This is a genomic window from Marinobacter sp. (assembly GCF_052094685.1).
Classification (GTDB): Bacteria; Pseudomonadota; Gammaproteobacteria; order Pseudomonadales; family Oleiphilaceae; genus Marinobacter.
The window spans coordinates 1-11,909 of sequence record NZ_JBQDKB010000101.1; the positions used below are offsets into that span (position 1 = coordinate 1).

General features: G+C 55.1%; 13 protein-coding genes and 1 riboswitch. Of the genes, 12 read left to right on the forward strand and 1 reads right to left on the reverse strand.

Features of this window, described 5'->3' with window-relative positions; genetic code table 11:
* The first annotated feature begins 105 nt into the window (after positions 1 to 105).
* The 11 genes from ACTH3S_RS15660 to ACTH3S_RS15710 all read left to right on the forward strand — a co-directional run bounded on the left by ACTH3S_RS15660 (position 106) and on the right by ACTH3S_RS15710 (position 10,055).
* Entirely contained in the window at positions 106 to 573 is a 468-nt protein-coding gene (locus tag ACTH3S_RS15660) for a LysR substrate-binding domain-containing protein (protein WP_441809952.1), read from the forward strand.
* 116 nt (positions 574 to 689) lie between these two features.
* A complete protein-coding gene (locus ACTH3S_RS15665; RefSeq protein WP_441809941.1) occupies positions 690 to 1,493 on the forward strand; it encodes a putative hydro-lyase in 804 nt (267 codons plus the stop codon).
* A gap of 30 nt (positions 1,494 to 1,523) precedes the next feature.
* Entirely contained in the window at positions 1,524 to 2,597 is a 1,074-nt protein-coding gene (locus tag ACTH3S_RS15670; protein ID WP_441809942.1) for a TRAP transporter substrate-binding protein, read from the forward strand.
* A gap of 61 nt (positions 2,598 to 2,658) precedes the next feature.
* Positions 2,659 to 3,249, forward strand: coding sequence for a TRAP transporter small permease subunit (locus tag ACTH3S_RS15675; protein WP_441809943.1), 591 nt, complete (start codon positions 2,659 to 2,661; stop codon positions 3,247 to 3,249).
* Positions 3,249 to 4,532, forward strand: a complete 1,284-nt coding sequence (locus ACTH3S_RS15680; protein WP_441809944.1) for a TRAP transporter large permease — start codon at positions 3,249 to 3,251, stop codon at positions 4,530 to 4,532. The genes ACTH3S_RS15675 and ACTH3S_RS15680 overlap by 1 nt, the downstream gene beginning before the upstream one ends.
* A 36-nt stretch (positions 4,533 to 4,568) precedes the next feature.
* Positions 4,569 to 5,246, forward strand: coding sequence for a DUF2848 domain-containing protein (locus ACTH3S_RS15685; protein ID WP_441809945.1), 678 nt, complete (start codon positions 4,569 to 4,571; stop codon positions 5,244 to 5,246).
* A complete protein-coding gene (locus ACTH3S_RS15690) occupies positions 5,243 to 6,610 on the forward strand; it encodes an amidase (protein WP_441809946.1) in 1,368 nt (455 codons plus the stop codon). Before ACTH3S_RS15685 ends, ACTH3S_RS15690 begins: the two co-directional genes overlap by 4 nt.
* Complete coding sequence (locus ACTH3S_RS15695; protein ID WP_441809947.1) at positions 6,610 to 7,425, forward strand: hypothetical protein; 816 nt, start codon at positions 6,610 to 6,612, stop codon at positions 7,423 to 7,425. The genes ACTH3S_RS15690 and ACTH3S_RS15695 overlap by 1 nt, the downstream gene beginning before the upstream one ends.
* A gap of 26 nt (positions 7,426 to 7,451) precedes the next feature.
* Complete coding sequence (locus tag ACTH3S_RS15700) at positions 7,452 to 8,150, forward strand: 5-oxoprolinase subunit B family protein (RefSeq protein WP_441809953.1); 699 nt, start codon at positions 7,452 to 7,454, stop codon at positions 8,148 to 8,150.
* Entirely contained in the window at positions 8,147 to 9,109 is a 963-nt protein-coding gene (locus tag ACTH3S_RS15705; RefSeq protein WP_441809948.1) for a biotin-dependent carboxyltransferase family protein, read from the forward strand. Before ACTH3S_RS15700 ends, ACTH3S_RS15705 begins: the two co-directional genes overlap by 4 nt.
* A gap of 181 nt (positions 9,110 to 9,290) precedes the next feature.
* The gene (locus ACTH3S_RS15710; protein WP_441809949.1) at positions 9,291 to 10,055 is read left to right on the forward strand and encodes a substrate-binding periplasmic protein; all 765 of its coding nucleotides are present in this window, start codon (positions 9,291 to 9,293) and stop codon (positions 10,053 to 10,055) included.
* Between the two features lie 9 nt (positions 10,056 to 10,064).
* Here the strand turns inward: ACTH3S_RS15710 and ACTH3S_RS15715 are convergent, their stop codons facing one another.
* Complete coding sequence (locus tag ACTH3S_RS15715) at positions 10,065 to 10,802, reverse strand: DUF3047 domain-containing protein (RefSeq protein ID WP_441809950.1); 738 nt, start codon at positions 10,800 to 10,802, stop codon at positions 10,065 to 10,067.
* A gap of 82 nt (positions 10,803 to 10,884) precedes the next feature.
* A riboswitch (cobalamin riboswitch) is annotated at positions 10,885 to 11,082 on the forward strand.
* 141 nt (positions 11,083 to 11,223) lie between these two features.
* Between ACTH3S_RS15715 and ACTH3S_RS15720 the strand changes: the two genes are divergently transcribed.
* Positions 11,224 to 11,909: ATP cone domain-containing protein (locus ACTH3S_RS15720; RefSeq protein WP_441809951.1), on the forward strand; the 686-nt coding region annotated here is incomplete at its 3' end.

An 11,909-nucleotide genomic window follows, 5' to 3' on the forward strand; every position in this document is an offset into this window, starting at 1 on the left:
ACAAGATCACTTTAAACGCTGTCTGTCAGGTGCAAGTCCGACAGGCTGCTAGAGCTTGATATTGATATCTCTCTTAACCTGTCAGAAAAACTGCTGAAGCGTGAGATTGATATTGCGTTCCTGATTGGCGAGGTAAAACAGGAAGGCTTTTTCAACACGCCGTTTTACAGCTACTCGCTGATTTGGGTTGTTAGCCCAAAACTGACGCTGCCCCCTGAGCCTGTAAGCCTTTCCGAGCTGGCGAAAATCCCGATTATCACCTACCCAAGAATGAGCGAGCCCCACGCGAATATCCGCACACTGATTACTAAAATGAGCAGCTCTACGCAGATTCATTCCAGCTCCTCGCTATCCACCATTATCCGCATGGCTTTGGACGGTATCGGCGTCAGCGCTTTGCCCAAGGAGATCATCGCAAGAGAGCTCGCATCTGGGCAGCTTCGCGAGTTCGAGGTGGAGGCCAATATTCCTGATTTGGTGTTCAATATGGCCTATTGCGCTGCCCCTGGCGCAAATGTTGTGCGAGCGGTTGCGGATCTTTCCCTAAAAATTGTGGCGCCCAAACCCCTCTAAACTCGGCATTATTCCTGACTGATCAGGTTTATCTATCGAAGTTGATTCTAAATTTCGATTTGTACTAATCATTGGTTCTACGCTAATTTTAGAGGAAAGCAACTCAAGGCAGAATCATGGTTCCGACAGATCGCTCTCAGCGCTTTCTCAGGCCCGAAGACGTCAGGCTCGCAGCGCGTAATGGCTCACTTGTGGGGCCAACGGCCGGCATGGCAAACGGTTTTGTTCAGGTCAATCTGGTCATACTGCCCGAAGAGCAAGCCAATGGCTTTCTGCGTTTCTGCCAGGCAAACCCCAAGCCCTGTCCCGTGCTTGCTGTCAGCGAACCTGGCGCAAGGCAGTGTGAGGTGCTGGGTCAAGACCTGGACATAGCCCGAGATGTCCCCTCATACCGTGTTTATCGCAATGGCAAACTGGCCAGCACGCTGAACGATGTTTCAGGTGTGTGGCGTGATGATCTGGTGACCTTCGCGATCGGCTGCTCATTCAGTTTCGAGTATGCGCTTCTGCAAAACGCAGTGCCGGTGCGCCATATTGAGGAGGAGCGCAATGTACCCATGTATAAGACCTCCATTGCGCTGCAACCGGCCGGAGGCTTCCATGGAAAAATGGTTGTATCCATGCGCCCGTTCCGAGCGAAAGCCGCCATTCGCGCCATTCAGATCACCACGCGTTTCCCGCAAACCCACGGTGCGCCAGTGCACCTTGGCGACCCGTCGTTGATCGGAATACAAAGCCTGGAATCGCCCGACTACGGAGATGCCGTCTCGGTAGCCAGCAATGAGGTACCGGTTTTCTGGGCGTGCGGCGTTACGCCACAGCAAGTCCTTATGGATTCAGGCATTGAGTTTGCGATAACCCACACGCCGGGCCACATGTTGGTTACGGACATTCCTGAAAGTCAGGTGGCTTTGTTTTAACACCAAAACAATGAGAAGAGGACGATGACAATGACAATGACTACAAGAAAATATCTCGCATCTGCGGTGACCGCCGCAATGCTGGTAGCCGCGCCTTACGCATCCGCTCAGGAGCTGGACAAAACCAGCATTTCTTATGTTGGCAGTTGGAGCAGCCTGTCGTTATACAAAAATTTTGAGAAGCCGTTTTGGCAAAAACACATCCCTGAAGCTTCGGGCGGCAAGATCTCCACCGAAGTGACAACCTTTGATCAGATGGGTCTGGGTGGCGGTGAGGTGTATCGCTTGATGGCGCGTAACGTCATCGAGGTAACCTCTACCGTAGCCGATTACGCCGTATCGGATGCCCCCGAACTTGAAGGCTTGGATATGCCTATGATGGCTCCGGATGTGGAGACCGCACGGAAAATATCCGACGCCTACCGCCCTGTGCTTGCGGATGCCTTTGTTGAGCGATTCGACAATGCAAAGCTGCTAGCCATTGTTCCTTACCCTTCCCAGGTAGTGTTCTGTAATACCGAAATCAATGGGCTTCTTGACCTGAAAGGCAAGAAGGTTCGCGCCAGTGGCCGCACGACCGCAGAGTTTCTGCAGGCACTCGGCGCTGAAGGAATCACGCTGAACTACAGTGAAGTACCGGGCGCGTTGCAGCGCGGTGTTGTCGACTGTGCCGTTACCGGATCGCTTTCCGGATACAGCTCCGGCTGGCATGAGGTGGCTACCCATCTCTACCCGTTGCCTTTGGGTGGCTGGGATCAGGTGATAACGGCCATGAATGGTAAGAAGTGGGCCTCTTTGTCTGAGCAGACCCAAGAGTGGTTGGTGAACGAGGTGAAGACCAACTACGAAGATCCGGTTTGGGAGTCTGCCGTCGAAGAAACCCGTGAAGGCATTGCCTGCTTAACGGGCGAAGGCGAGTGCACGCGCGGTGAGGCAGGAGACATGGTTCTGGTTGAAGCGACCGATGAGGACTTCACCGAAGTGTCGCGCCATCTTGAAGCCACGCTGTTACCCAATTGGGCTGCGCGTGTCGACCAGAAGTGGGTTGATCGCTGGAATGAGACCATTGGTGAGGTAACGGGCCTTACTGCGACCAAAAAATAGTCTGGCCAATTGAAAGGGCACGGGCGCGCTCATGCCGCCCGGGCTCACTTTGGAGAATTCCATGTTACAGAAGATCAATAGCGTACTGGATCGAATACTTGTCGGTGTCGATATCGGGTCGTTGTGGATGGCCCGGGCCGGAGGTTTGCTGATCCTGCTGACCGTCGGCCTGGTGACCGCAGAGGTGCTTTCGCGCCAGTTTTTTGGCCGATCTGGTCTGCACGCTACCGAGTTGACCGGCTATGTTATGGCGATCAGCTCAAGTTGGGCGTTTGCTTACACCTTGATGCGCAAAGCCCATATCCGCATCGATGCTTTGTATCTAACGCTGCCAACAACGGTGCGCAGCGTGCTTGATCTGATTGCGATGCTGTCTCTTGCGCTCTTTTGTGTGTTGATTGTCGGTGCGGCCTTTGAGGTCACCCAGCTGTCGTACACCGGTGGCGCTACTGCAAACACACCCCTCGGCACGCCTGTGTGGATTCCGCAACTGTTGTGGCTCATTGGTCTGGCTTGGTTCGGCTTGGCGGTAACCCTGGTATCTCTTCGTGTTCTGTTTGGTCTTTTAAGCGGCAATATTGGAGATGTGCAAAAAATTGCTGGCAGCCCAACGCTGGACGAACAAGTTGCTGAAGAGAAGGGAGCTGCCTGATGATTCTTATTGCACTGGTTGTTTTACTGGTATTGCTCGTATTGAGTGTGCCGGTTGCTGCCACATTGATAGTGTTAAGCCTGTTTCTTGACGAATTCTTTTCTCCGTTCCCGTTGGTTAACGCCATGGGGGATGTGCTTTGGTCCGCGTCAGACAGCTTTCTGTTAATCGCAATTCCGCTTTTTATATTGCTCGGCGAGATTCTGGTTCGAACCGGCGTTGCCAAAAGTACCTATAGGGCGCTAGAAAGCTGGCTTTCCTGGTTACCCGGTGGCTTGCTTCATGCCAACGTTGCCACGGCTACGTTGTTTTCAGCGACCTCCGGGTCGAGTGTTGCCACAGCCGCTACCATTGGCACGGTTGCGATTCCCCAGGGCGACGCCATGAAATACGATCCTAAATTGTTCACCGGCTCGATTGCCGCCGGTGGCACCCTTGGGATCATGATCCCTCCGTCGATCAACCTGATCGTCTACGGATTCCTGACCGAGACCTCCATTCCCAAGCTGTTTGCGGCGGGGCTTGTCCCGGGACTGCTACTGGCGTTTCTGTTTGTGTTGGGCACGGCGCTGATTTGCCTCTGGCGGCCATCGTTGGGCGGGCCAAGCACCCGTCATTCCTGGGGCGAGCGATTCAGAGGGCTGCTAAGCCTAGGCCCTGTAATGACCTTGTTTGGCATTGTTGTCGGCTCGATTTACGCCGGTTGGGCAACACCTACCGAAGCCGCTTCTCTAGGCGTTATTGGTGCGTTGCTTATCGCACTGTTCATGGGCAAGCTGAGCATAAGTGTTGTTGTCGAGGCGCTAGAAGGCACCATGCGCACAACGGGCATGATAGTGCTGATTATCATCGCGTCGTATTTTCTTAACTTCGTATTGGCCTCAACGGGCATCACGCGTGAGCTGAGTTTATTTTTGGATTCAGCCGGGCTCGGGCCGTATATGACCCTGCTGCTTATCATCGGCATGTACATCATCCTGGGCTTTTTCATCGAGACCCTGTCTTTGATGGTGATCACGATTCCGATTGTTGCGCCCATTATTATTGCCTTGGGTTTTGATCCGATCTGGTTTGGCATTTTGCTGATTCTTCTGATCGAAATGGCCCTGATCACACCGCCAGTGGGGCTGAACCTATACGTGGTGCAGAGTGTCCGTAAGAGCGGTTCGTTCAACGATGTGATGATCGGAGCCTTGCCCTATGTCGGGTTCATGCTGGTCATGGTCGTGCTGCTTGTGGTGTTCCCGTCACTGGCTCTGTATTTGCCCGGTGTACTGAATTAACTATCCATCTATGAACAGCAACAATAGGATTTTTTCATGACAACATTTTATGTGGCAGATACCAACGATGCCCTCGAGATTGATGTTCGGGAACTGATTATTGCCGGGTGGGCAGGTCGTGAGCAGGCCGGAATCGATGAACACATCGAAGAGCTTAAGGAAATTGGTGTTACGCCGCCTTCAAGTACGCCTTTGTTCTACCGCGTATCGGCAGATCAACTCACCACGGCTGAAACCGTGCAGGTATTGGGCGGTGAATCCAGCGGTGAAGTAGAAGTGGTTTTGATTGGTACCGAGCAGGGCACATTTGTAGGCATTGGTTCGGATCATACCGATCGGGAAGCGGAGGCATGGTCCGTGGCGCATTCCAAACAGGTGTGTGCCAAACCCGTGGGCCAGCAAGTCTGGACACTGGAAAGTGTGATTGACCATTGGGATGTGCTGAAAATATCCTCTTACGCCACCTTTGATGGCAAAGAGGTGCTCTATCAGACGGGTGGTGTTACGGGGCTGTTGCACCCAAAGGACTTGTTACAGCGGTTCGGCCTGGATGAAGCAAAACTGGCGCCTGGTCAGGCCATGCTTTGTGGTACTTTGCCCGTTATCGGTGGCGTGCGCCCTTCTGAAGCTTTCCGCATGGTTCTTGAAGACCCGGTAACAGACCGGAAAATCGAGCATTTCTATGAAATAAAGACGTTATCGGTGGTGAAATGAATCAGCGGTCTGGGCAGGTGCCTGTGGATCTGTCAGCGGCGACATTAGCGTCGCTGCTTGACGGAATGCAGCAAAAAAAATGGTACGCAAGCCAGTTGCTCGAAGCCTGTCTGGACAACATTGATCAGCATGATGACCCCGCCAATCGGGTCTATACCGCCCGCTTTGATCGCACGGCGAAAGCCGAAGCGGCCGCCATCGACGCACTCCAGAACGGACAGGTTCCGCTGGGTGAGCTCGCTGGCTTGCCGATAGCGCTTAAAGTGTTGTTTGATGTGGCCGGCGAAGTGACTCACTCGGGGTCCAAGTGGTGGAACCAGCCGGCACGCAGTGATGCGCTAATCGTTTCTCGCTTGCGCCGGGCGGGTGCGGTGATTACCGGGCACACCAACATGACCGAATTCGCCTACTCCGGGCTCGGGCTCAACCCCCACTATGGCACGCCTGCGAACCCGTTGGCACCGGGGCGGATATCCGGTGGGTCATCATCCGGCGCAGCGTCGGCTGTGGCCCATGGCATGGCGGTTGCCGCAATCGGAAGCGACACCGGTGGTTCGGTGCGTATTCCTGCGGCTCTTTGCGGCCTGGTTGGCTTTAAGCCTTCCCAGCAACGAATACCCCGCGACGGCTCGTTCCCGTTATCCGACAGCCTCGATTCCATAGGCCCGATTGCCCGCAGTGTGGAGTGTTGTGCGCGCGTTGATGCGGTGCTTGCTGGGCAGTGCTGGCAGCCGCAAGCGCCGGTGGATCTGCGGGGCCGCCGCTTTGTTGTACCCACCAATTACATGCTTGATGGTGTATCTCCGGCTGTTGCTGAGGCCTTTACTCGTAGCCTTCGCATGCTGCGAGATGGTGGGGCTCACATTGAGGAGGCGCCGGCACCGGTGCTGGACGCGCTGCCTGAACTGCTGGAGGGCGGCGGATTCACCGCTGCAGAAAGCTACCATATTCACCGTGAATGGCTGCAGCAGCATGGCGATGACTATGACCCCCGCGTACGTTCGCGCATTGAGAGAGGCGCAGCAATCAGCGCCGCGGATTACCTCGAGCTGCTGCGCCGCCGGGCTAATCGCAAAAGGCAGGCAGACGAGTGGCTTGCTTCTTATGATGGGCTTCTCGCACCCACCGTACCCGTTGAGCCGCCTCTGCTGACAGATCTCGAGAGCGACGAAGAGTATGCGCGCCTGAACCTGTTGATTCTGCGCAACCCAACGGTGGCCAACCTGTTGGATCTGTGTGCGATCACACTGCCTAACCATCGCCCCGGCGATTTGCCTAGTGGGCTGATGCTGGTTGGCCGTAATGGCGCTGACAGCGCGTTGCTCGGTGCGGCGCAAGCAATGGAAAAGGCACTGAAGCAATAATGTTTGCGGTTATTGCGGTGAAACTGATTGCCACCGCCTCTGTGGTAATCGGCGTTACGCTTGCTGTTAGTAAACTGGGGCCGAGACTGGGCGGAATTATCGCCGGAACACCGATTATACTTGGCCCCGGTTATTTCTTTATGCTGCAGGAACGCTCGGTAGAGTTTATTCAGTCGGCGGCGTTGTCCACATTGCATGCGCTCATTGCGACCCTGTTATTCAGTATGTGTTTTGTTATGACGGCAGGCCGCCTGAGTGCGTTGGCGAGTCTCGGTCTTGCGACGATATGCTGGGTGCCGTTCACGCTGATTTTCGCCGCAACACCGGGCGGAGTCTGGGGTGCTGTTCTGCTTTACTGCCTGGTGTTGCTGGCGGCAGAAGTAATCCGGCGTAAGCTCAATCTGGGACAGCCCGTCGTCATTGCCAGGTCGGGCTGGTTTGATCTGCTTTTGCGGGGCTTGATGGCCGGGGTGTTGGTTAGCATAGCCACAACGGTGGCTGCCAAATCTGGCCCGTTTTTGTCTGGGGTGTTGGTTGGCTTCCCTGTGGGGTTGTTTACAATAGGCTTGACCCTTCACCAGCGTTACGGTGCGCTCGTGGCACGTGCAACCGTGACCATTGCCCAGAAAGGTATGTTGAGCCTTGTAGCTTTTGCTGTGGTGGTTGCTCTTATGGCGGATAAACTGCCACCGATGGTGACTTTTTCGGTATCGTTGATTGTCTCGCTGATGGTCAGCGCCGCCCTGTTTTTGATCAGCCAGTGGCAGTTTCGGCGAGCTTACGCACAGCTTCCACTGCCAGAGGAGAGACCGTGAGCCGAAGGCCCGCTTTGCACCATTCAATGCTCGAGTCCGCTGGTCTGGATAGCTGGATCGTTAGGTTATTCGAGGATATCGACGAAAATAATTTGCTCTGGCTATCCGCGTTATCGCGCCGGTGTAAGCAGGCGTTCGGTGATGCGCTGATTGATCTGGTGCCTTCCTATACCACGCTTCTGGTTGTCTTCGACCCGCTGAGAGTTTCACCATCTCAGGCCCGAGAAACGATTTGCCAGATACTCGCTGATCTGGAATCAGAAGACAGTTCAGACGCCGGGCAGGTTCACGAGCTCGAAACCTGGTACCACACCAGTGTAGGCCCGGAGCTATCAAGGGTGGCAGAGCATGCCGGTATGGAAATCAGCGACGTAATCGATGTTCATAGCCAGCAGGTGTATCGGGTTTTTGCGCTCGGTTTTGCCCCCGGTTTTGCCTTTATGGGATTAGTCGATCCCCGCCTTGAGTGTGCACGGCTTGATACACCTCGCCGGCGTGTACCACCCGGCAGTGTGGCGTTGGCTGGTCGACAGACAGCTGCTTACCCGACAGGAACGCCCGGGGGCTGGAATTTGCTGGGGCGCACCAGTGCCAGGCTGTTTGACCGGGAGCGGGAGGGTTTCAGTCTTTTGAGGGTGGGAGATCAGGTGCGCTTTATATCCGTGAGTCGTGATGAATTTGAACGCAAGGGTGGGGACACCACGCCTATGGAGCCGCTGGTATGAAGCCACAAGCTAATCCTGAGCCTTGCATGAGAGTATTGCGCGCCGGGCCTCTTGCCCTGTTACAGGACGCCGGCAGATACGGTGTCCGCCATTTGGGGGTTACTCAGGGTGGCCCGGCAGATATGTATTCCTGGGCCTGGGCGAATCACCTTGTTGGCAGCCCTTGGGGCACAGCGAACCTGGAGGTTACCTTTGGTGGCCTGCAACTGGTTGCCGAGAGAAATCTGGACATCGCCATTACCGGCGCCGACTTAGGCGCAACCATAGAGCAAAAGCCTGTTCCGCAGTGGCAGCGGATAAGTTGGAAAGAAGGCGAGACCCTGGCTTTTGCCGCGCCAGTGAGTGGGCTTCGGGCGTATCTGGCCGTGTGTGGTGGGTTTGCGGCGGAACCGGTATTGGGAAGTGTTGCCTGCGTAACCCGGGAAGAATTGGGCGGCTTCGGTGGCATGGGTAAAAAACTGGCAACGGACGATCAGCTGTCTGTGTATAACCCGGGGCTGAAGGGCGACGAAGGGCCCACGCAGGCACCCCAGGACGCCATACTCGATTTCAGCCAACCGGTTGTTCTGGATCTTCTGCCGGGGGCCCAGATTGCAGATTTCACCGGCCGCAGCCTGTTCGATGCATTCAATACCTGGTGGCAGGTTGATGACCGTGCCGACCGCATGGGCGTGCGGCTTACCGGTCCCAAGCTCAATTGCAAAATCAGCACCCTTGTTTCAGAAGGCATTAACCTGGGTGGCGTGCAGGTGCCGCCGGATGGCCAGCCGATTGTATTGCTGAATGATCGCCAGACCATTGGCGGCTATCCCCGGTTTGGCTCACTGTCACCTTTGGCAGCCTCACGACTGGCCCAGTGTTTGCCGAGGGAACACGTAAAGCTGACGGCCAAAGGAAGCGATGCTGCACTTGCGCAGTACCGATCGTTCCGGGCTATTTTTAACGCCACTTCCCGTTAGTGTACGAAGACAGTCGCGATTTTGACGAAGGCGAAGGTACGCTTTTCGCAAGGGTCTGTTAATCTGTGCTTCAGCAGCTTAAACGTCCCTATACACCCGACATGTCAACACTATGCATAAATCCTGGAACTCATATTTGCCCCCGAACTTGTTCCCGGTGTTTGTAGTCCGGCTGGCGACAATGTTTATTTTTCTGGCCATGGCTGCTCTGGCAGGGCCTGTGCTGGCCAATGCAGGCAGTAACAAGCTGCGAATTGGTTATACCGATTTTCCTCCCATCGAATACCAGAACGAGCAGGGCGAGCCTGCTGGCCACTTTATCGAGCTCACCCGAAAGGTTGTTCAGGAGGCGGGCTATGAGGCCGAGTATATCTACCTGCCGGTGAGCCGAATTTATCTGTATTTGAAAAATGGAACGATAGATCTATGGCCCGGCGTTTCGGGGATAACCTACCTTGAGGGAGAAGTTCTCGAAAGCTGGATGAACGTTTACCCGGTGCAGCTAAGTGCTTGGTATCTTAAGTCTTCAGGCCCGCTCGTACACTTCGATCAGCTCAAGGGGAAAATCGTTATTGTGATTGGCGGCTACACCTATGGCGGCCTGCTTTCCTGGATGGAGGCATCAAGCCAGATAAGGCTCACCCAGGCCCCTAATAATCGTGCAGCGCTTGAGATGCTCAAGCTGAAGCGTGGTGACTATTTTCTGGATTATCGTGAGCCAGTGGAGATGATTCTAAACCAGACAGCGGACAGCATGATTCGGGGAACAGAATTACGATCGCGCTATTCGGCTTGGCTATACTCCCTGGCAAGCCCCAGGGCAGCGTTGCTTAGAGAGGCACTCGACGACGCATATTTGAGACTTCTCCACAGAGGCGAGGCTCCGTCGGTTCAGGGTTTCAATTCTGGCGTCGTTCTCCCTGGGTTTCCCGACGAACATCGCTAGAAAGGCTTTCTAATCCACGCTGGCAGGGGCCAGATTGATATCGCCATACCAAGCGCTTGCCTGCTCACCGGTGTTGTCGGAATCCGACATGATGGCGATGCCTCGGATTGGTGGCGGGCTCTCGCCAAACGCCTTGCGATAGTCTGCAACAATATCCCGCTCAATACTTAACCACTTGCCCGCCGGCGCGTTGCCGGAACTGACGGCAATCATCACGGTTTCCTCAGCGTATGGATTGGTTATAAATTCTCCCTCCGGCAGGGTGTTTGCCCAGATATAATTCAGGGCGTTGCCGGGCAGCTCCTCGCCAAACAGCACCTCCACGGTCTTGCGCTTCGCCCGCTCGAAAAAACCCGCTTTATCTGGCTGGAACTCGAAGGCGACGTATATCCGGGCTGGGTAGTCATCGCCGGACTTTTCCCGGGCATCGCCTTTTTCAAACACATTCGACACCTTCCAGCGCCAGCTCAGCATCCGTGAGTTCTCGGGTTTTACGTTCAGCCGGACAATCAGGCCAGACGCACCGCCAGAGGTGGTTGCTTTAACTACCTGAGTGCCATCTTCCCGAACCAACTCGTACTGGGAATGCTGCTCTATTTTGGGAAACTCCAACGGTTCCCAGCCATCCGTTAACGACGTCATTGTTGAAAACGCGGGAAGTAGAGTCTCCTGTGCCAGCAGGTGCGAAGAGCTAAAGCCGGCTATTGCGAGCAGCAGCCAGATAACAGGGCGAGTGCTGATGTGCATGAAATTTCCCCCACTTTTCAGAGTGTTTGTGATAGACCAGCAGATTAATAAAAGGTGCCTTGTCTCTCGAATTTATCCCGTATATAGTGTCCCCATCCTTGGTTGAATACCAAATATGGTATTCGGGAATCCGGTTAGAATCCGGAACTGACGCGCAGCGGTATTGGGGAACGAGCGTGGCACACAGACACTGGCGCAAGCCGGGAAGTCGCCACGCAAGGCAGAGCCAACAGGTTCATGCCCCTGAGTCCGAAGACACTGCCAAGGAAAACTGCACCTTCGCGACTCAGGCGCCTGCATTTGGCCCTACAAGGTGAGCAGCAACAAATACAGCACGGTTACAGCCATTACTGGCTGATGCGCTGGTTTGTCCTGTGTACGCGAAGGTTATGGAATTTACGCGTATTCAGGAGATAACGGTATGTCTGCCACAACCCTCACCGAAGATCGGCCCTCATCGCCATCCGCTACAGAAGCCCTTCAGGTTATCAAGCGCAACGGCAACCTGGTCAACTTTACCCCGTCTAAAATCAGTGTAGCCGTTACCAAAGCGTTTTTGGCCGTAGAAGGCGACCAAGCGGCAGGTTCTGCCCGTATAAACGACGCCGTTCACCGGGTAACCGAGCAGGTTGTGCAGGCCATCAGCCGCCGCTTGAAAGCCGGTGGCCGGGTACACATTGAAGACATTCAAGACCAGGTAGAACTGGCCCTGATGCGCGCCGAAGAACAGAAGGTCGCCCGTGCCTACGTACTCTACCGTGAAGAACACGCCCGGGAACGCGCCCTTTACGAGCCCGTCGAAGCCCACCCCCATCTCACCGTAAAACAGGCCGGTGGCCGCACCGCACCGCTGGATCTTGGCCTGATGAAGCAGCAGGTTGACCAGGCAGCATTCGGGTTAGAAGGCATAGATGCGGAATCCCTGGTAGACGATGCCATTCGCAACCTCTACAACGGCATCGACGAATCCGAAGTGCTGACGGCCCTGATCATGACTGCCCGCGGCCGCATTGAGCGCGAGCCGGACTACAGCGCCGTCACCGCCCGCCTGCTGCTGGAACAGCTTCGCCTTGAAAGCGTTACTGCGCTGAAGCTGGACACTAACCT